Here is a 20,357-nt window from a genome sequence, read left to right as displayed (position 1 = left end):
GACCGGCACGGACCGCCGACCGGACCGCCGAAGGGCACGGGCCGGTCGGCGGGCCGAGAGCCGCACCCTCGTCCGGTCCCCTCACGCCGTGGCCGGCCCGTCGTCGAGGCGGAACCTCGGGTCTCCCGGGACGGACGCGAGGAGTTGAGCGGTGTACGGGTGGTTCGGCGCGGCGAAGGTGGCCGCGGTCGGGCCGAACTCGACGAGGTCCCCGTGCAGCAGGACCGCGACCGTGTCGCTCACGTGCCGCACGACGGCCAGGTCGTGCGAGATGAACAGCATCGTCAGCGAGAGCCGGCGGCGCAGATCGGCGAGCAGGTTGAGGATCTCCGCCTGGGTCGTCAGGTCGAGGGCCGAGGTGATCTCGTCGGCGATGACGAACCGGGGACCCGGCGCGAGGGCCCGTGCGATCGCCAGCCGCTGCCGTTGGCCGCCGGAGAACTCGTGCGGGTAGCGGTCCATGGCGTCCGGGTCGAGGCTCACCTGGCCGAGCAGCTCGGCGATCCGGGTCCGGACCGGTTTCACCCGGGCCCGGACCGGATCGAGCGCCTCGGCGAGCGACTGGGCGACGGTGCGCCGGGGGTCGAACGAGGAGTACGGGTCCTGCGGGATCATCTGGACCGTCCCGGCTCCCGCCCGTCCGCGCGAGGTGCGCAGCGGGGCGTCGTCCACGAGGATCCGGCCGCTCGACGGCCGGTAGACGCCGACGAGCGTCCGCGCGAGCGTCGTCTTGCCCGAACCGGACTCTCCGACGAGTGCGAGAGTGCTGCCCCGGGGGATGTCGAAGGAGACCCCCTTGAGCACCCTGCGGGCCGCGGCGCCGTGGCCGAGCTCGACGGTCAGGTCCTCGACCCGCAGCAGCGCAGTGGCCGCCTGCGGGTCCGGTGTGGTGGTGGCGGTGACGGACATCAGCGGCTCCTTTCCGCGGCCGGGGGGCGGTCCGCGGCTTTGTCGGAAAGGTCGTCCGACGGCGCCCCGCTCGGCTGCGCCGCATGCGCGTCGGCCGTCCACCGGACCGCGCTGAGGGTTCCACCGGCCTCGACGGCGGCGGGCGTCGCCGCGAGCAGAGCGCGGGTGTAGGGGTGGGTGACCGTCCCCCGGCGCAGGTCGGCGCCCGTCGTCCGGTCGACGACCCGGCCGCCGTGGAGCACCAGGACGGTGTCACAGAGCACGCCGACCACACCGATGTCGTGCGAGATGAACAGCATGGCCGTGCCGTGCTCGCGGTTGATGCGCCGGAACTGCCGCAGCACCTCCGCCTGGACGGTGACGTCGAGGGCCGTCGTCGGTTCGTCGGCGATGAGCAGCCGCGGGTTCGTCGTCATCGCGGAGGCGATCGAGGCGCGCTGGAGCATGCCGCCGCTCAGCTCGTGCGGGTGCTGGCGCAGTCGCCGGTCCGGCTCCGTGACGTGGATGTCGGCCAGTGCCCGGACCATGTCCTTCGCGGCCTGCCGCCGGGACGTCCCCAGATGCACCCTGGCCACCTCGGTGAGCTGGGTGCCGAGCCTCAGCGCGGGGTTGAACGTGCCGATCGGGTCCTGGTAGACGATGCCGATCTCGGTCGCGAGGCGTCGCTCCGGCGGTGTGCCGAGCAGGTCGAGGTCGCCGAGGGCAAGGCGCGAGGCGTTCGCCCGCACGCCCTCGGGGAGCAGGCCCGCGACCGCCATGGCGATGGTGGACTTGCCCGAGCCCGACTCCCCGACGAGGCCGACGATCTGACCGGCCCCGATGGTGAACGACACGTCGTCGACGAGTGTCCGGTCGCCGGCCCGCACGGTCAGCCCGTCGACGGTCAGCAGTCCGTCCTGCTCCGTCCCGGCCGCCGCCCCGTCGGACGCCTGAGGCGCCCGCGCCGTGTCGTCCTGTGCCGGTGCGGCCGGTCCCGCCGGGCCGGCCTTGGCCGGTGCGAGCGCCGCGCCGCGGGTTCGCGGGTCGACGAGCGAGGCCACGCCGTCTCCGAGGAGCATGGCGCCCACGCCGGTGACGATGAGCATGATCGACGGAGCGATCACGAGCGACGGCTGGGCGAAGATCGACGGCAGTGCCTCGTTGAGCAGCCGGCCCCAGTCGTACTGCGGGCTCTGCACGCCGAGGCCGACGAACGACAGACTGCTGATGTCGAGCAGGGACAGGGTGAAGCTGGAACTGAGGAGCACCAGCAGAGGGCCGCTGATGTTGGGCAGGACGTGCCGGCCCAGGATGCGCAGGCCCGGAACGCCGAGCAGGCGCGCGGTGAGCACGTAGTCCTTGTCCGCGACGGTCGCGGCGAGATTCGCCGTCAGCCGTGCGAACCCGGGGACGCCGGCGACGGCGATCGCGACGATCGCGGACCCCATACCCGGTCCGAGCACCGCCGCGATGACGAGGGCCAGCACGAGCGAGGGGAAGGCCACCGCCGAGTCGATGAGCCGCAGGCAGGTCTCGCGCAGCCACCCGGGGGCCAGGTGGACCAGCGCGCCGATCGCGACGCCGACGACGAACGACACAGCGGTGGCGGCGGCGGCCATGAGCAGGGTGAGCCGGGTCGCGACGAGCGCCCGGGCGAGGACGTCACGGCCGAACGCGTCGGTGCCCAGCAGATGGCCGGCTCCCGCCCCGAGCCGGGTGTCGTCGGTGAGGGTCTCGGCGGAGCCGCTCAGCAGCAGCGGGGCCACCAGGGCGACGAGGACGAGCAGTCCGAGGATCACGGCGCCCGACAGCAGTGACGGGTTGCGGTGCCATCGGCGCGCGGTCGGTTCAGTGGCCACGACGACCTCCCTCGAGAGTGCGGGGGTCGACGATCCCGAGGACGACGTCGACCAGGAGGTTGACGAGCAGGGCGAGCATGCCGACGACGAGGATGATGCCCTGGATCACCGGATAGTCCTTGTAGATGATCGCCTGGACGACCTCGGTGCCGAGCCCGGGATAGGTGAAGACGTTCTCCAGGATGATCGTCCCGCCGAGCAGGGACGTGAGGACGAGACCGCTCAGGGTGAGGACGCTCGTCACGAGGTTGGGCAGAGCGTGGCGCATGTGCAGACGCACGGATCCCAGACGGTGGCCGCGAGCGGTCCTCATGTAGTCCTGGGCGAGCACCGAGGCCGTCTCCTGGCGGACGACCCGGGCGATGGCGAAGGCCGGGCCGATGCAGAGCGCGGCGATCGGCAGGATGAGCGCGCTCGGCGTCGTGGCGCCGCCGGACGGCAGCAGCCCGAGGCTGATCGAGAACAGGACGATGAGGAGGGTCGCGACGACGTAGACCGGCGCCGACGCGAGGAGCCCGGCGACCGTGCCGAATCCGACGCCGAGCCTGCGGCGGCGTCCGTCACGGGTGAGGACGCCGACGGTCATGCCCAGCGGAACGGCGATCAGCAGGGAGATCAGGACGGCCGGGATGACGAGCTGGACGGTGTACGGCATCCGGGTCGCGACGATGTCCGCGACCGGGGTGTCGAAGCGGAACGAGGTGCCGAGCCGTCCGGAGGCGATGTCGCCCACATAGTGGACGAACCGCGTCGCCAGCGGCTCGTCGAGGCCCAGCCGGCCGCGTATCGCCGCGAGCGTGGCCGGGGACGAGTTGGTGCCGGCGATCGCCCGCGCCGGGTCCCCGGGCAGCAGGGGCACGATGAGGAACGTCACGAGGACGAGCAGCAGCATGGACATCAGCAGCCCGCCCGCCCGGCGGACGGCGAACCCGACCCAGCCGCCCCCCAGCCGCAGCCGGGGAGCGAGCCGGACGGTTGCGGCCGGCAGCGGCCCGGTCGGGACCGCTGATCCGGCGCTCACACCGCCCCCGCGAGTGCCGCGTCGTCCGGGTGCCGCTCGTGCCAGCGGAACCGCGGCTCGAGCTGGGCCGAGAGCCGCAGCAGCGTCGCCTCGTCGTAGGGCGCGCCGATGAGTTGCGCGCCGACCGGCAGTCCGTCCGCGGTCGTGTGGACGGGCAGCGAGATGGCGGGCAGCCCGGCGATGTTGACGAACGCGGTGAACGAGACCATCCGGGTCTCGGTGAGCCGCGGGCCGTCCGGGTCGGAGTTCGCCTCGTCGTACACGGGGCCGACCGGCGGCGCGACCACGGCCGTGGTCGGGGTGAGGAGAACGTCGAAGTCCCTGCCCCACTGGGCGACCACGTCGCGTGACTCGGCCTGCAGGCGCGCCGCCGTCCGGGCGTATTCGCCCGCGGTGACCTCGAGGGCGGTCTCCCTGCGGCGCCGGATGTAGGGGTCCACCGCGTCGGGGTCGTCGACCTCGATGGCGTAGGTGGAGGCACTGATGATCGTCCAGGTGAAGCCCATGATCGCCTCGTGCGAGAACATCCTGGGACTGACCTCGACGACCTCGTGCCCCAGGTCGCGCAGTGCCTGCGCGGCCGTCAGCGCCGCCGTGCGGCACTCCTCGTCGACCGGCAGCCCGGTCGGCGCGTCGAGGAGCAGGCCGATCCGCAGCCGTCCGGGATCGGCGCCGACCTCCTGGATGAACGGTCGGCGCGGATCGGGCGCGCTGTACCAGCCGAGCCGGTCGGCACGGCCCATCACGTCGAGCATGAGGGCCGCGTCGTGCACGGTACGGGTGATCGCGCCTTCGGTCGTCGAGTGCTCCCAGCCCCGGACGAACGCGGGCACGCGTCCCCGGCTCGGCTTGAGGCCCACGAGGCCGGTGACGGACGCCGGGACCCGGATCGATCCGCCGCCGTCGGAGGCGTGTGCCACCGGGGCGAGCCCGGCCGCGACGGCCGCCGACGCGCCGCCGCTCGACCCGCCGGAGGTGTGCGCCGGGTTCCACGGGTTGCGCGTCTTGCCGTGCCGGGAGTTCTCGGAGACGGTCAGGGCACCGAACTCCGGCGAGTTGGTGCGGCCGAGGGGGATCGCGCCGGCGTCGAGGAGGAGCTGGATGTCGGGGTCCGTGACCGTCTGCGGGGTGTCCCGGACCGCCAGCGACGACATCGTGTTGGGCTGTCCCGCAACGGAGTTGAGGTCCTTGATGGGGATGGGGACGCCGTGCAGCGGGCCGAGCGGGTCACCCCGCAGCACCGCCTGCTCGGCCCGGGCGGCCGCCGCGCGCACGGCGTCGGCGTCGAGCCAGACGACGGCGTTGACGGCCGGGTTGATCCGCTCGATGCGGTCGAGGTAGGTCTCGGCCACCTCCACCGGGCTGACCTCTTTCGTGCGCACGAGGTCGGCGATCTGCTGGGCGGTGCTGAATGGGTCGATCACCAGGGGACTCCTGTCGGGAAAGCGCAAGGGCTCGGTGCGGGGCTCCGCGCGGGGGTTCTCCGTGCCGGACGGTTCGGTCCGGCCGGGTGGTGTCCGCCGCGTGCGGGCGGCCTGTCCGTCAGCCGGTGACGCGCAGGATGGGGTCGTCGAGCGAGCCGCCGAGCATCTTCGCGCTGAACCCCTTGCGCAGCGCGTAGATGTACGGGTCGTTGACCATCGGCACCCCGTCCACCTGCGAGATCAGGCCCTTGATGGCCGTCTGGTAGGCGGTGCAGCGGGCTTCTTCGGTCGCCGCCTCGGTGCCCTGGGCGAAGGCCTTGTTCACCACGGGGTTCTTCACCGCGCCGAGGTTGCCGCCGCCTTCGGAGACGGTCGGGCCCACGAAGTGGCCGAGCGGGTTGGCGAGGCTGCCGAGGAAGTTGAGGTCGGCGAAGATCGTGAGGTCCCAGGCGTCGGGCTTGCCGAACACGGTCCCGACCCAGGTCCCGAGGTCGACGTTGGAGAGGGTGACGTCCGCGCCCGCGGCCCGCAGCGCCTCCTGGACGTACTGGTTGCCTGCGCCGGCGGGCCCGACGACCTGGGGGCCGACGAGGCGGATCTTCTTGCCCTTGAGCACGGTCGCCGCGGCGGCTTTGTCCGTCGGCACGAGGAACGAGGAGCCCGGGTCGTTGCAGGGGACGCCCTTCTGCACGAACATCGTCGACGGCTCGCCGGTGTCCTTCGAGACGACCTTGGTGAAGGCGGCGCGGTCGACGGCCTGGGCGACGGCCCGGCGGGCGGCGACGTCCGCGAAGACCATGCCGGGCCGTTCGTTGAAGAGCAGGTAGAAGTCGGAGAACCGGCTGACGCTCACGCTCTGGCCGTTCACGCCGTCGAAGCGCGGGACGGCCGAGGCGTCGATCTTGCCGATGTCGAGCTGGCCGCTGGTCACGAGGTTGCCGGTCGCCGTCGGGTCGGGCGAGACCATGTACTCCAGCGTCTTGGCGACCTTGCCGGGGATCTTCGTGCGCCAGGCCGGCCATGCCTTGTACTCCGGGCGGAGCGTGTACGAGTACGAGACGCCGGACTGGGACTTCTGGAGTATGTACGGGCCGGACTGCGAGCCCTGGGCCTTACCGGCCGCAAGGGCCTTGAGGTCCTTGAGGCCCGCCGGGCAGACGATGCCCGTGCTCGCGACCGACAGGCCGGTGACCATGTCGCCCCACGGCCTGGCGAGCGTGATCTTCACCGTCCGCGCCGCGTCGTCGGCGGTCACCTTCACCGTGTTGCCGGGGCCGAAGACCGTGGGGACGTCGGGCGCCGCCGTCTTCGGGTCGATGTAGCGGTCCAGGGAGCCCTTGACGACCGTCGGCGTGATGGGCGTCCCGTCGGCGCAGGTCGCGTCGGTGCGCAGGGTGAACGTGGCCGAGGTCGGCGTGTTCTTCCACTGGGTGGCGAGCCCGCCGACGAGCCCCCCGTCGTCCTTGCGCACCAGGGTGTCGTAACTGTCCCGGGCGAGCTGGTAGTCCGGCAGGGACAGAGCCTTGGCCGGGTCGAAGCTGGCCGGCACGTCGATCGTCGTCCGGATCTTCGTCGCCGTGGCGGCGTCCGCGCCGCCCTGGTCCGCCGACGTCGATCCGGTGGTGGTACAGCCGGCGAGTACTGCCGTCATGGCGACGGCCGCGGTGACAGGGACCGCAAGGGTACGGGTCTGGCGCATGAGTGCTCCTGGAGGAGGGTGGAGGCGGTGCGCGTGGCGCTCGGCGGACGCCGCTGGGGAGCGAGCCGTGGAGCACTGGGTGTGGAGAGAATGCAGGCAAGTGAATGGCGTAGTCAATAGCGTTAACTATCTTTGTGTGAACGCACCCCTTGCGACAGGTTTCGGCCACGAGAACGCCGCGGGGCGGTGACGCGAAGAGTGACGCGTGTCAGTCGCGCGGGAGCGTCGCCGATTCCGCCTCGAGCGCCGCCAGGAGTATGTCCGTCTGGCGGTGGAAGACGGCGGTCATGTCGACGGTGCGCAGGTACTCCTTCGCCGCCTCGGCGTAGGGGTACGCGTCAGGATCCGCCGACTGGTATTCCTGCACCCAGTTCACCTCGGCGCCGAACCGCTGGTTGACCAGTCGCCAGGCGTTGTTGCTCGCGGCGGCGAGGACGAAGTTCGAGTACGCCTGGTAGTGCAGGACCGCCGCCCGGCCGCGCCAGCCGCCGCGGTGGAACGCTTCCAGGACGGCGTCGACGGCGCGCAGCTCGTGGGCGCCCCGGGTGACCCTCCCCATGCAGAGCGCGGCGGCCGCCGGGTGGTCCAGCGCGGTGTTCCAGGCACGGATCGCCAGGTCCCGCAGCGACTCGGTCCACGACTCGTGCCGCTCGTACCCCTCCAGGGAGATCCTGTCGAGCTCGTCCGCGACGGCGACCATGAGGTGGTCCCGGCTCGCGAAGTACCGGTAGACGGCGGTCGCGGAGGAGGACAGCTCCTTGCCGAGCCGCTGGAAAGTCAGCGCGTCCGGCCCGTCCTCGTCGAGGATCCGCATCGCGGTCCCCACGATGAGCCCCTGGGAAAGAGTTCCCCGCTGGAGCCGCTTCGTCGGCCGGCCTCCGGCAACTGCCACGCGCACGCCTCCCTCGGACGGACGGCGGGCGAACGCCGCCGCAACCTGCGCCTCCGCATCGGCGACAAGGAAACCAGCCTAAGCGACCGATGCCCAGCACAGTGCCCTGCCCCCGGAGCCCGCGATGGCCACGGCCCCGTACACCCCACCGGTCACAGTCTCCACCAAGGAGGGGAGACTCAGCGCACGAGCCGGACGTTCGCCGGCGCCTGCCGACAGGCGGGCGTGACCCAGAGCACGCGCCCCGTAGGCAGTTCGGCGGCCGACGTGCTCGCGGAGTCCTTCGACGCGACCTGCGAACGGGAGACTCTCCAGGGCCGCAGGGCATGGGCCGGCGAACGCGAAGCCGGCCTCGGCCTGTTCCGTCGGCTGCACCGCCACAACACCCGACGCCGCGACTCCGGCCTCGGACGACGCGGTCCCGTCGCAGCCGTCCCGGAGGCCGCCGACCACGTTGATCACCTGCATCAGGACCGGACCGGAGCGCACCCCTCGATGGACGACTGATCAGGTGTACGGATATACATTCCCGCACATACAGGGAGTCGCCGTGAGCCGGACCGTCATCGACGGCTGAAGGCCGCACTCGACGCCCCCCACGTGTGCCGCCTCCTGCCGGACGGCATCCAACGCCGCTCCCGCGCGGCCCGGGAGCACCTCACCGCGCAGGACGAACACCGCAGCGCCGGCCCGGTCGGCCTCCTCCTCGCGGCCGCCGCCGAAGAAGCGGGCCGGCGATCCCTCTCCACACGGGTGGGACTCGAAGCCACGGCCGACGGATCATGAGTCCCGTGAGGGTCTTGGCTGCCCTGCCGATCACACTGCCCCTCCCGGTCGGGGGCCTCGTTCTCGCGGGTCTGCTCGCGGTCACGGGCGCCGGGTGGCCCGGTGCACGAAAGCGGGCGGCAGGTTCGCCCACACGGTCTTCGAGCGTTCCAACCGGTCGAAACGGCAGGCCAGTTCGGCGGTGAAGTGACGGGCGGGCGGGGTCCAGGCCGCGTGCAGGTAGGCGAAGGTGGTGAACCGGCCACCGGGCGCGAGGACTTCGGTCACGGCATCCAGGATGCGCCCGCGCCGGTCCTGCGGCATGACCGTCCACGGCAGCCCGGAGACCACCGCGTCGACCGGTTCGCCGGCCACGACGGCCGGGTCGGCCGCCGAACCACGCACCACGGTCAGGCGTGTGTCGCGCCGGGTGGCCGACAGCCGGGCGGCGAGCACCGGGTTGAGCTCGACGGCGACAAGCCGTGCGTCGCAGGCGAGCCGGGCGAGGATCGCGTCCGTGAACACCCCGGTCCCCGGACCGAGTTCGACAACGGTACGGGCCTGCTCCAGGCCGATGCCCTCGGTCATCGCGTACGCCAGTCGTCGTGAACTGGCCGCCACGGCACCGGTCATGAGGGGCCGCCTGAAAAACTCGGTGGTGATCGACATGGAGGCCATGGTGGAAACGCCCCGGGTGGCCGCACGTCGTACCCCCGGCCGGTGTCCGTACGACTGCGGGAGGACCCCGTGACGCCCGCCAGGACGATGCCGGGGAGCGGGCCCCGGACGTAGCGTGAGGCGGTGCAACGGCTGATCGAGACCCTGCCCCGCATGCGGCGCGGACATCCGTGGCTGACGGACCTGCTGCTGGTCGTACTGGTTGCCGTGCCCCCGGTGATCCGCACCCAACCGGGCTGGCGCCCCGTCTGGGTGCAGGCGGGCGTGTACGCCGCCCTGGTGCTGCCCCTGCTGTGGCGCCGCCGTCGGCCGGTGCTCGTCGCGGCCCTGGTGACGGCCGCGTTCTGGGCGCAGTATCTCGGGCAGGTGTGGGGACAGGAACCGGGACGCGGCGCCGTCGCCCTGGCCGCGGTCCTCGCCACCCTCACGGTGCGTGGCCGGCGCCGGGCCGCCGCGGCGACGGTGATCTGTGCCGCCGGCTGCGTTGTTCTGTGGATTCCCGCCTGGCAGCGGGACTACGGGGGCCCGGGCGCCCACGGTGCCTGGCTCACCCCGCTCGCGGTGGGGCTGCTGCTGGCCGGAGCCTGGGTGTTCGGCGAGTACGTCCGGGCCCGGCGCGCCTATATCGCCGAGTTCGAGCGGCGGGCCGCGCTCGCCGAGTCGGAGCGCGTCGCCCTGACCCGGGTCGCCGTCGCCGAGGAGCGGGCTCGCATCGCGCGCGAGATCCACGACCTCCTCGCACACAGCGTGAGCGTGATGGTGCTGAACGCCGAGGGCGGCAGGCTGATGCGGCACGACCCCACGGTCGTCGAGCGCACCCTCGGTGTCATCAGCGCGACCGGCCGCGAGGCCCTGGACGAACTGCGCCGGCTGCTGGAAGTGCTGCGCACCCCCGACGCGGACGCCCCGTCCGGCGCCCCGGGACCAGGACCCGGACCCGGCGACAGTGGGGCCGGCGAGTCCCTCTCGGCCGATCTGCGGCGGCTGGTCGGGCGCCTCGACACGAACGGCACGCGCGCCCGGCTGGACCTGCGCGGAGATCCAGCCGGCCTCGCGGCGGATCTCACCGTCCAGACCTACCGCATCGTGCAGGAGGCGCTCACCAACGTCGTCAAGCACGCGGCGCCCAACGCCACGATCCGCGTACGGGTCGACACCGGTACCGAGGGGCCCGGACGGGTGGTCCGCGTCAGGGTGGAGAACTCGGCCGGAGCCGACGGGGGAGCCGTCCCGGAGCACCCCGCCCGACTGCCCTCCTGCGGTCACGGCCTCACCGGCATGCGCGAGCGCGCCGCTCTGTACGGCGGGAGCGTCGACGCCGGGCCCACCCCCGACGGGGGCTACCGGGTCACCGCCTCCCTGCACCCCACCGAGCCCGAGCCCACCACGGTGATCCCATGACCGGTCCGATCCCCACCCCGTCACCGTCCCGGGTGCTGATCTGCGACGACCAGGAACTGATCCGGATGGGACTGCGCATGGTCATCGACAGCCAGCCCGACCTCACCGTGGTGGGCGAGGCCGCCGACGGCGACGCGGCGATCGCGGGCGTGGCCGCCCTGGAGCCGGACCTCGTCCTGATGGACGTACGCATGCCCGGTCTGGACGGGCTCGCCGCGACCGAACACCTCTGCGCGCAGCCCCACGGGCCCCGCATCGTCGTCGTCACCACCTTCGACCTCGACGAGTACGCCTACGCGGCCCTGCGCGCCGGCGCGAACGGCTTCCTCGTCAAGGACGCCCCCGCCGAGGAGATCCTGGTGACCGTCCGGGCAGTGCTGCGGGGCGAGGTCATGGTGGCGCCCTCACTCACCCGGCGCCTGGTCGAACGCTTCGTCCTGCAAGCCCCCACGTCCGCGCCCGCCCAGCGCAGCCGCCTGGCCGCGCTCACCGGGCGGGAACGGGAAGTCCTCGCCCTGGTCGCCCGGGGACTGGCCAACGGCGAGATCGCCGACCGCCTCTTCGTCGGGGAGACGACCGTCAAGACCCACCTCGGCCGCATCCTGACCAAACTCGGCCTCCGCGACCGTGTCCACGCAGTGATCTTCGCCTACGAGAGCGGGCTGATACGGGCCGGGGACTGAACAGCGCCGGGGTCCAGCAGCCGGCGGATGCGCTCGTACTCGGCGGCCGTCTCCGGTGTGGCGAGGAAGTCGCCGAGATCCGCGGACACCTCGTGGTCGACGTCCTCGATGGAACGGATGGCGAGTTCGTAGAGCTCGCCGCGCCGGTTCTGCTCCAGGTAGCTCTGCCAGTGCGCCAACGCGCTGACGGCGGTGAGGACTCCGGGGTCCAGATCGTCGTCGACCAGGATGCCGTCATAGATCGTCGCAAGCTTGTCGTGCAGCTCGGCGGCGCTGATCGTCAGGACGTTCAGGCAGGCGGAGGTGAGTGCCGCACGGGCCTCTTCGGTGAGTTCGTCCTCGGCCGCACCGCGCAGCAGTTCCGGCCGCACCAGACGGGTGACCGTCTCCTCGCCGAAGGCACGGACATCGGCCTCGGTGGCCCCGACGATCAACCGGAGGACGTCCGCCTCGAGTTCGCTGTAATCCACGCCCGCAGCTTAAGCCGGTGCGGTCCCGAGATCCGCTCCGAAGGAGTAACTGCACTACGGCACAAGGGGTGTTCTCCTGGAGAAGCGGCTCCACCGATTCCCCCAGCAGCCTGAGCGGTGCGAACACCCCGCCCACGCACCGGTCGACGGTCGACGGTCGACGACGTCTCATCACCCCGACCGGGAAAGCCGGGTTAGTCTGCCGGAGTGGAGAGCGTCGAGCGGTCGCCCGCCGTCGGCGTGGTGCGATGAACGGCTTCGCGGGGCACGTGGGGGTGCTCTTCCTCGTCGCGGCGGTCTGCGCGCTGGTCACGGTCCATCTGCTGGCCGTCCGCAGGACCGCGGGTTCCTCCCTCACGGCAGCCGTCGTGCTCACGCTGGCCGTCGCCGCGATCCCCGCCGTACGCGGTCGGCCGCCCCACTTCGTGGCGGGGGTCGCGCTGACGGCCGGTGGGGTGGTGGCGGTCGTCCGGGCGACGGGCCGCTCACGTCGGCACCGGTCGGCCCGCCGGTCCGCGCTGGCGGACTACGAGGCCGGCACGGCGGCGGTCCCGCTGTTCGCGGCGCTGGCGGAACGGGACCGGCTGGCGGCGGAGCTGCACGACGTGGCGGCGCATCGGCTGACCGGGATCGTGGTGTCCGCGGGCGCCGCGCTCAGGCTCGCCGACCGGGAACGGACCGGTGACGCGCTGCGCCACGCCGGCGAGGCGGGCCGGGAGGCCGTCCGCGAACTGGAGCGCCTCACCGGGCTGGACGCGACCGCGGCCGGCTTCGCCGAGGTCGACGCGCTGGCCGCCGCGCACGCGGTGGACTACCGGCGCACCGTCGACAAGGCGCCGGCGAGCAGTGCGGAAGCGACGTACCGGGTCGTCCGGGAGGCGTTGACCAACGCGGCCCGGTACGCCGACGGCGCGACCGTGCGCGTCCGGATCGAGCCGACGGACGACCGGGACAAGGCCGTACGGGCCGGCGGCGATCGCCTGTTCGTCGTCACCGTCACGGACGACGGCGGTACGGCGGTCGAACCGGGCCTCGGGACCGGGCGCGGTCTCGCGGGGCTGGCTGCCACGGTCACGGCGACGGGCGGGACGTTCCGCGCGGGACCCGTGGGACCCGTGGGGCAAGGCGGTCGAGAGGGCTGGAGCGTGCGGGCCTCGCTGCCTGCGGCGACGGTTCTTCCCCTCCGTCGGCGGCCCGCCTGGCGCGGGACGACCGCGCTCGACTACGCGCTGGTGGCCCTGGCGATCGCGCTGTCGCTCGGTGCGAGCCTGCTGTCGGCCGACGTCCCGGCCCCGTTCGGCGGCCTGCTGCCCGCGCTGGTGACCGTCGTGGTGTCGGGCCTGCACGCCGTGCCGCTGGCCTGGCGCTCACGGGCGCCCGGCCGCGCGCTCGCGGCGGTGCTGTCGGCGCTGCTGCTGTGGTGGGCCTGCGACCGGACCGGCTGGACCCAGCCGCCGGTGAGCGACGTCTTCCTGGTGTACGGCTGGGTCGAGCTGACGCTCGTCCACAGCGTCGGAGTGCGTCTGCCGTGGCGCCGAGGCCTGTTCGCGCCGCTCGCCGTGGCCGCCGTGGGCGGGCTCGCGCTGGCGAGCGGCAGCGGCATCACCGGCAGCCGTACGGCGGCCTGGGCCGTACTGGCGGGCGTGCTGGCCCTGCCCGCCCTCGCCGTCTGGTCGTGGGGGCGCCGGACCGCCCGGCGGCATGAGCGGCTGGGGGCCGCGGACGCCCGGCGGCGGGTCCTGCTCGACGGGGACGCCGACGCGGCGGCGTCCGCGCAGCGTCTGCTGTTCGCCACCGGGCTGCGGGACACGGCGCTCCGGCACACGCGGGCGGTCGTCGCCGCGGCGGAGGAGAGGGACCTGCGGGCCGTGCGGGAAGAGGCCCGCGCCGGACTGACCGCTCTGCGGGACGTGCTGTCCGGGCTGCGCGCGGGGGACGCCGACGACGACGCTCCTCCGCCCACCGTGTCCGGGATCACCGCGCTGGCCGCGCGCCACGGCGCCGTCGTCCGGTACGTCGGAGCCCGCCGTCCGCTGCCCGCCGCCGTGGAGGTCTTCGCGTACCGGACCGCCTCCGCGCTCATGGCCGTGGGCGCCACTCTCACCGTGCGCACGCTCCCCGACGGCGTGGAGGTCTCCGGTCCGGTGCCCGCCGTTCCCGCGGTGGAGCGGCGGCTGCGCGCTCTCGCGGACGTCGCCGGCGGTACCCTCTCGACGACCGACCACGGTGCGGTACACGTGTGGCTCCCGCAGGCGTTCCCATGGCGATCAGAGTGACCGTCGCGGACGACCAGGCGGTCGTACGGGCCGGGATCGCGGCGATCCTCGACGCGGAACCCGACCTGTGCGTCGTCGGGCAGGCGGCGGACGGCGACACGGCGGTCGAACTCGCGCTGTCGGCGCGGCCGGACGTCGCGCTGATGGATGTCCGCATGCCGGGGATCGGCGGGCTCGCGGCGACCGCCGCGATCACCGAACGCAGCCCCGCGACCCGTGTTCTGGTGCTCACCACCTTCGGTCTCGACGAGTACCTGTTCGCCGCGCTGCGCGCCGGGGCCGCCGGTTTCCTGCTCAAGGACGCCGAGCCGGAGCGGGTGATCGACGCGGTACGGGTGGTCCACGGGGGCGCCGCGCTGCTCGATCCGGCGGTGACGCGCAGGCTGATCGACCGGTTCACGGACGGGCCCGGTCCGCTCGACACGGCCCGCCTCGACCTGCTCACCCCGCGCGAGACGGAGGTGCTGCGGCAGGTCGCGCGGGGGCTGTCCAACGCGGAGATCGCGGCGGTGCTGGGGGTGAGTCCGCCCACCGTGAAGGACCACGTCTCCGTGCTCCTCGGCAAGCTCGGCGTACGCGACCGGGTGCAGGCGACGATCGCCGCGTACGAGACGGGGCTGATCCGGCCCGGCAGCGGGCCGTGAGGTGGGTCGGCGCCCCGCCGTGAGGTGGGGGTGACACCCCGCCGCAGGGCGGCCCTCGCACGCGGCGGGACCGTCCCTGAGCCGGACGGATCGCCCGCGTCGGCTTCCTAGCCTCGAAGGCATGTCACGCATACTTCTGCACCGTGTCGTCGGTGGGGTCCTGTTGGTCCTGGCGCTCTTGCTGACCCCCGCCGTGGCGGTGGCCGGTTTCCTCGCCGCGGCGTTCGTCGCCGCGAGCGTGCCGGTCCTGGTCATCGCCGGTCTCGTCTGCGGCGCCCTGGCCGGCGGGCTGCTGGGCCGGGCGGCGTTCGCCCTGTTCGGCCTCGACCGCCGCCCGGCCCTGCGGGCCTCCGCGTTCCTCACGGCCGGCCTGACCGCGGCCGTCGCCGTCCTCGCCGCCGTCACCGTCCTGCATCCGATGCCCACCACGACGGCCGCCCCCGCCCCGCCCGGCGTCCGGTTCTGGGATCTGCCGACCGGTTCACGCATCGCCTACGTCCACGTCCCCGCCGCGGTCAAGGCCGGACCGACCCCGGTGATCTTCCTGCACGGCGGTCCCGGCACCCCCGGCGAGGGCGTCCCCACCGGGGGGCGTGAACTCGCGGCGGACGGCTTCGACGTCTACTCCTACGACCAGCTGGGCGCCGGCCGCTCCACCCGGCTGCGGGACGTCACCGGATACACCGTCGCCCGCCAGGTCGCCGACCTGGAAGCGATCCGGCGCACACTCGGCGCCGACCGGATCATCCTCGTCGGCCAGTCCTGGGGCGGATCGCTCGCCGCCCAGTACCTGGCCGCCCATGGCGAGCACGTCGCCAAAGCGGTCTTCACCTCGCCGGGCGCGCTGTGGGGCCGTCAATACCCCGGCTCCAGCGCCGGGGAACCCTGGAACCGCCTCTCCCCCGCGCAGAAGGCCCGCCTCGACCGGCTGAACAGCGCACCCCGCATCATCGCGGCGAGCCTGCTCCTCCAGATCAACCCCGGCGCCGCGCACGCGCTGGTCGGCGACCGCGAGGTCGACCACTGGATGCACGAAGTCGCCCTCCAGGGAAAAGACAGCACCTCGTGCGAGGGCGCTCCGCCCACCACGGCGCACGACAACCCTCAGGGCTTCTACAGCAACCAGATGACCGTCAGGGACTTCGAGCGGCTTCCCGACCCCCGGCCCCGTCTGCGCACCCTGCGCGTCCCCTCTCTGATCATGCGAGGGGAGTGCGACTTCATCAAGCCCGCCGTGACCGCCGAGTACCAGCACACCCTCGCAGGATCCGAGGCGGTGACCGTCAAGGGAGCCGGACACTCCATCTCGGGCGAGCAGCCCGGCCGCTACACCGCGGTGCTGCGGGCCTTCCTCCTGGACGAACCGCTGCCGACGGGCGCCGGCTGAGTCCGGAACGGGCGGTCGGGTCAGGTCTGGTCGGGTCGGGTCTGGTCGGGGGCTTGCCTCCCGAACGCGCCCCGGCACCGCCCCTGCACCGCCCCTGCACCGCCCCGGGCAGCCGGATACGCCCGGGCTGCCGGCACTCGCCGGTTGCGTCGATCGTCCCCGCGGTCACACGGAACCCAGGACCGTCATCCAGCGCCACTGGGTGAACTGCTCCAGGTCCGCGGTGCCGCCGATGCGGGAGCCGTTGCCCGACGCTCCCATCCCACCGAAGGGGGCGTTCGCGGCATTCTTGGCGGAGACGTCGTTGAGGTGCACCATGCCGGTGCGCAACTGCTCGGCGACGACCGCGGCCCTCGACGTCGAACCGGAGTGCACAGCCGCCGTCAGGCCGTACGCGGTGTCGTTGGCGATCTCGACGGCCTCGTCGTCGGTACGGAACGCGACGACGGGAGCGACCGGCCCGAAGATCTCCTCGGTGAAGGCGGGCATGGTCCGCTCGACGCGGTCCACCACGGTGGGCGGGTAGAACAGCCCGTCGCGGCGTCCGCCGGCCAGCACCCGTGCACCGGCGGCCACGCTCTCGTCCACGATGCGTTCGATCCTCGCGGCCTGGCGCTCGCTGATCACCGGACCGAGGGCCACGCCCTCCTCGCGCGGGTCGCCGACCCGCAGCTCATCGGCCTGCCTGATCAGCGCCTGCGTGTAGGGCTCCACGACGTCGGCGTGCACCAGATGACGTCCGGCGGCGACGCAGGCCTGCCCCTGATAGGCGAAGGAGCTCATCGCCCCGGCTGCCGCGGCGGAGTCGATGTCCGCGTCGTCGAGCACGACGATCGAGTTCTTGCCGCCCAGTTCCAGGGCCACCCGCTTGAGCCCGTCGCCCGCGGCGCGGGCGACCGCCCGTCCCGCCTCGGTGGAGCCGGTGAAAACGATCATGGCGACGTGGGGATCGGCCACGACCGCCTCACCGGTGCCGGAGCCTCCGGGCAGGACGTGGAGCAGCCCCCCGGGCAGCCCGGCCTCCTCGAACAGCCGCGCCACGACGACACCGCCGGACACCGGTGTGTGGGGATCGGGCTTGAGGAGAACGGCGTTACCCAGCACGAGTGCGGGCGCCAGGGCCCGCACGGCGAACAGCAGGGGGGCGTTCCAGGGGTTGATGACGCCGACCACCCCCAGGGGTACCCGCCACGCGTAACTGGTCTCGGCGGGCGCCGACGGGCTGAGTATCTCGCCGCGGGGCAGCGACGCGAGACCGGCGGCCTGCGCAAGCTGGGCGATCGCGGCCGCGATCTCGTAGTCACCCTTCGCCGGAACGCCTCCGGACTCCCTGACGATCCACTCGCGAATCGCTCCGCGGTGGTCGCGCAGCACCCGGGCGGCGCGGTGCAGGACCTCGGCGCGCTCCTGGGGCGCCGTCCCGGCCCAGGCCCGCTGGGCTCGGGCGGCCTGGGCCCCGGCCCGGGCGACATCCGCGGGCGCGGCCACACCCACCTCGGCCAGCCGCTCCCCCGTGGCGGGTTCGTTCACCGGCTGAACGCCGCCCTCGGACTGCCGCCAGCCGCCGCTGTAGATCTTCCCGGTCCATTCGGCCGCGTCCGGCCACGTCCCCTCGTCGGTGACGGTCATGGCACGACCTCCAGCCCCGATGCGTCGGTCCATCTTTTACACTTATGTCATTTTCGAGGATATATGTTCGACTGTCTCCCCTAGGTTGCTCGTGGCCGGGCCGGGCCGCACGGTGGAAAGACCGAAGTGAGGGCGGATGAACGCGATGACGGGTTCTGACACCGCCGGCGACGACCGGGCGGCGTGGCGGCCGGACGACCCCATCGACGAGTCGGCCACGGCCGGAGCCGGCGTGGACGCGAACGGCATCGTGACCGGGTGGAGCGAGGGAGCACGGCGGCTGCTCGGCTACCGGCCCACGGACGTCGTCGGCCGGCCCGCGGCATCACTGCTCGCGGGGGAGCCGCCGGCCGAGACGCTTCGCTCCCTGAAGACGCTGCCGAGGTGGAACGGGACGGCGACTCTCCTGCACCGGGACGGCCACCACCTCGCCGTGAACCTGCTGGCCCACCGCCGGGAGCCCGCCGGCGGGGAGGAAGGAGGCTGGGAGTGGCTCCTGGTCTCCCCCCTGGCCCGGCCGGCGTCGCCGCTCCACGACGACACGCTGGTGATGTGGGCGTTCACCCGGTCCCCGTTCACGACGGCGCTCTACGACACCGGCCTGCGGCTGCGGCGGGCGAACGCGGACATGGAGCGGGTGATCGGACTGCCCGAAGCGGCGATGCAGGGGCTGCGCATATCGGAGATCGTCGTCGACCCGGAGAGCGACCGGACGGAACGGTGCATGCGGCGGGCGCTGGAGACCGGCGAACAGCAGCACCTGCAGCAGTCCCTGCACCTGGCGGGCCATGAGAGCAAGAGCGTCTGGACGACGTTGCTCACCCCCGTGCGGGACGCCGAGGGAACGATACGGGGAGTGCTCCTCTCCGCGTACGACGTGACCGAGGAGCACCTGGCCCGAGGGCGCCTGGCCCTGCTCAACGAGGCCAGCATCCGCATCGGCAGCACCCTGGACCTCGCCCGGACCGCGCAGGAACTCGCCGACGTGGCCATCCCCCGACTCGCGGACTTCGTCACCGTCGACCTGCTTCCCGCCATCGAGGGCGGCGACGACCCGCGCGCCGGCTCACCGCCCAGCCCCGTCATGCTGCGCCGTGTCGCCTACCAGTCCGTCCTGGAGGGCTGCCCCGAGGTCGTGGTGAAGCGCGGAACAGTGGCCGCGTACCCGGACGAGTCGACCGCGGCCAGGTGCCTGACCACCGGCCGGCCGCTGATCGAGAACGTGACGGCTTCCGCGATGGACCGGGTGGCGAGCCAGACCCCGGACCGGGCCGAGCGGATGCGGCACTACGGCTTCCACTCCGTGCTGGCCGTCCCGATGCGCGCCCGCGGCATCACCCTCGGCGTGGCCACGTTCTCCCGCCACCGGCACCCGGAACCCTTCGAGCAGGACGACCTGCTCCTGGGCGAGGAGATCACCGCCAGGGCCGCCGTCTGCATCGACAACGCCCGCCGTTACAGCCGCGAGCGCCGGACCTCCCTCACTCTTCAGAGCAGTCTCCTGCCGCAGCGGCTGCCCCCGCAGGCCGCCGTCGACGTCGCCTCCCGCTACCTCCCCGCCGGCACGCAAGCCGGCGTCGGCGGCGACTGGTTCGACGTGATCCCGCTGTCCGGCGCCCGGGTCGCGCTCGTCGTCGGCGACGTGGTCGGCCACGGCGTCCAGGCCTCGGCCGCCATGGGACGGCTGCGTACCGCCGTGCGCACCCTTGCCGATGTCGACCTTCCGCCCGACGAGCTGCTGACCCACCTGGACGACATGGTCATCCACCTGTCCGCCGAGGCCGAAAGCGCGGCCGGCATCGTCGGCGACATCGGCGCGACCTGCCTGTACGCCGTCTACGACCCGGTCTCCCGGCGCTGCGCCATGGCTCGCGCGGGCCACCCCGTACCCGCGCTGGCGACCCCGGACGGCGCCGTCGTGTTCCCCGACATACCTGCGGGCCCGCCACTGGGGCTGGGCGGCCTGCCCTTCGAAGTCACCGAGATCGAGCTGCCCGAAGGAAGCATCCTCGCGCTGTACACCGACGGCCTCATCGAGGCCCGCGGCCGCGACATCGACGAAGGTCTCGACGCACTGCGCAAGGTGCTGGCCCGGCCGGCCCCGTCCTTGGAGAGCACCTGCGACACCATGCTCCAGACGCTTCTCCCGGACCACCCCGCCGACGACGTGGCGCTGTTGGTAGCCCGCACCCGCGCCCTGGACGCGGCCCATGTCGCCACCTGGGACGTGCCGCCCGATCCCTCAGCGGTCGCCCGGACCCGCAGGGACGCCACCCGGCAGCTGACCGCCTGGGGCCTGGACGAGGCCGCCTTCGTCACCGAACTGGTCGTCAGCGAACTCGTCACCAACGCCATCCGTTACGGCGGCGCCCCCATTCAGCTCCGGCTCATCCGCGACCGCAACCTCATCTGCGAGGTCTCCGACGCCAGCAACACCACCCCTCATCTGCGCCGCGCGCGCACCTTCGACGAAGGCGGCCGCGGCCTGCTCCTCGTCGCTCAGCTCACCCAGGGCTGGGGCACCCGCCAGACGTACACCGGCAAGACGATCTGGGCCGAACAGACCCTGTCCCCCGAAACCTTCACCGTCGCCGAAGACGGCCGGGACGACGACGGTCTGACGGGCTGACGAACTGACGGA

At 73.0% G+C, this 20,357-nt stretch carries 16 protein-coding genes; 7 read left to right on the top strand and 9 right to left on the bottom strand.

The window, feature by feature from the left end; genetic code table 11:
- Positions 1–81: 81 nt before the first annotated feature.
- From IE239_RS14975 to IE239_RS14950, 6 genes are all read right to left on the bottom strand, one after another.
- On the bottom strand, positions 82–909 hold the full coding sequence (locus IE239_RS14975; RefSeq protein ID WP_190149795.1) for an ABC transporter ATP-binding protein: 828 nt from the start codon (positions 907–909) through the stop codon (positions 82–84).
- Positions 909–2,747, bottom strand: coding sequence for a dipeptide/oligopeptide/nickel ABC transporter permease/ATP-binding protein (locus tag IE239_RS14970; protein ID WP_190149794.1), 1,839 nt, complete (start codon positions 2,745–2,747; stop codon positions 909–911). The genes IE239_RS14975 and IE239_RS14970 overlap by 1 nt, the downstream gene beginning before the upstream one ends.
- Positions 2,737–3,768: an ABC transporter permease gene (locus IE239_RS14965; protein WP_190149793.1), complete on the bottom strand. Its 1,032-nt coding sequence runs from the start codon at positions 3,766–3,768 to the stop codon at positions 2,737–2,739. Before IE239_RS14965 ends, IE239_RS14970 begins: the two co-directional genes overlap by 11 nt.
- The gene (locus IE239_RS14960; protein WP_190149792.1) at positions 3,765–5,192 is read right to left on the bottom strand and encodes an amidase; all 1,428 of its coding nucleotides are present in this window, start codon (positions 5,190–5,192) and stop codon (positions 3,765–3,767) included. The genes IE239_RS14965 and IE239_RS14960 overlap by 4 nt, the downstream gene beginning before the upstream one ends.
- Before the next feature lie 118 nt (positions 5,193–5,310).
- On the bottom strand, positions 5,311–6,891 hold the full coding sequence (locus IE239_RS14955) for an ABC transporter substrate-binding protein (protein WP_190149791.1): 1,581 nt from the start codon (positions 6,889–6,891) through the stop codon (positions 5,311–5,313).
- Between the two features lie 208 nt (positions 6,892–7,099).
- Positions 7,100–7,783 (bottom strand): TetR/AcrR family transcriptional regulator, encoded by a 684-nt coding sequence (locus tag IE239_RS14950; RefSeq protein WP_229878100.1) that lies wholly within the window; start codon positions 7,781–7,783, stop codon positions 7,100–7,102.
- 225 nt (positions 7,784–8,008) lie between these two features.
- On the opposite strand from IE239_RS14950, the gene IE239_RS14945 reads away from it, so the two are divergent.
- Positions 8,009–8,290, top strand: a complete 282-nt coding sequence (locus IE239_RS14945) for a hypothetical protein (RefSeq protein WP_190149790.1) — start codon at positions 8,009–8,011, stop codon at positions 8,288–8,290.
- Positions 8,291–8,650: 360 nt separating this feature from the next.
- Here IE239_RS14945 and IE239_RS14940 read toward each other — a convergent pair whose 3' ends face one another.
- Positions 8,651–9,217 (bottom strand): class I SAM-dependent methyltransferase, encoded by a 567-nt coding sequence (locus IE239_RS14940; RefSeq protein WP_190149789.1) that lies wholly within the window; start codon positions 9,215–9,217, stop codon positions 8,651–8,653.
- Between the two features lie 132 nt (positions 9,218–9,349).
- Between IE239_RS14940 and IE239_RS14935 the strand changes: the two genes are divergently transcribed.
- Both IE239_RS14935 and IE239_RS14930 read left to right on the top strand, forming a co-directional pair.
- On the top strand, positions 9,350–10,627 hold the full coding sequence (locus IE239_RS14935) for a sensor histidine kinase (protein ID WP_190149788.1): 1,278 nt from the start codon (positions 9,350–9,352) through the stop codon (positions 10,625–10,627).
- Complete coding sequence (locus IE239_RS14930) at positions 10,624–11,310, top strand: response regulator (RefSeq protein ID WP_190149787.1); 687 nt, start codon at positions 10,624–10,626, stop codon at positions 11,308–11,310. Before IE239_RS14935 ends, IE239_RS14930 begins: the two co-directional genes overlap by 4 nt.
- Here the strand turns inward: IE239_RS14930 and IE239_RS14925 are convergent.
- On the bottom strand, positions 11,277–11,780 hold the full coding sequence (locus tag IE239_RS14925) for a hypothetical protein (RefSeq protein ID WP_190149786.1): 504 nt from the start codon (positions 11,778–11,780) through the stop codon (positions 11,277–11,279). The genes IE239_RS14930 and IE239_RS14925 overlap by 34 nt on opposite strands.
- 248 nt (positions 11,781–12,028) lie before the next feature.
- On the opposite strand from IE239_RS14925, the gene IE239_RS14920 reads away from it, so the two are divergent.
- From IE239_RS14920 to IE239_RS14910, 3 genes are all read left to right on the top strand, one after another.
- Positions 12,029–14,056 (top strand): ATP-binding protein, encoded by a 2,028-nt coding sequence (locus IE239_RS14920; RefSeq protein WP_190149785.1) that lies wholly within the window; start codon positions 12,029–12,031, stop codon positions 14,054–14,056.
- Positions 14,041–14,700, top strand: a complete 660-nt coding sequence (locus tag IE239_RS14915) for a response regulator (protein WP_190149784.1) — start codon at positions 14,041–14,043, stop codon at positions 14,698–14,700. The genes IE239_RS14920 and IE239_RS14915 overlap by 16 nt, the downstream gene beginning before the upstream one ends.
- A 121-nt stretch (positions 14,701–14,821) precedes the next feature.
- Positions 14,822–16,087 carry an alpha/beta fold hydrolase gene (locus IE239_RS14910; protein ID WP_190149783.1) on the top strand — a complete coding sequence of 422 codons (1,266 nt, stop codon included), beginning with the start codon at positions 14,822–14,824 and terminating at the stop codon, positions 16,085–16,087.
- 165 nt (positions 16,088–16,252) lie between these two features.
- Here IE239_RS14910 and IE239_RS14905 read toward each other — a convergent pair whose 3' ends face one another.
- The gene (locus IE239_RS14905) at positions 16,253–17,716 is read right to left on the bottom strand and encodes an aldehyde dehydrogenase family protein (RefSeq protein WP_190149782.1); all 1,464 of its coding nucleotides are present in this window, start codon (positions 17,714–17,716) and stop codon (positions 16,253–16,255) included.
- A gap of 136 nt (positions 17,717–17,852) precedes the next feature.
- On the opposite strand from IE239_RS14905, the gene IE239_RS14900 reads away from it, so the two are divergent.
- Positions 17,853–20,345, top strand: coding sequence for a SpoIIE family protein phosphatase (locus IE239_RS14900; RefSeq protein WP_190149781.1), 2,493 nt, complete (start codon positions 17,853–17,855; stop codon positions 20,343–20,345).
- Positions 20,346–20,357: the final 12 nt, after the last annotated feature.

This window comes from Streptomyces humidus, from assembly GCF_014649655.1.
Lineage (GTDB): Bacteria > Actinomycetota > Actinomycetes > Streptomycetales > Streptomycetaceae > Streptomyces > Streptomyces humidus.
The sequence above is the reverse complement of the archived record's forward strand: the minus strand, read 5'-3'. Positions and strand labels throughout refer to the sequence as shown.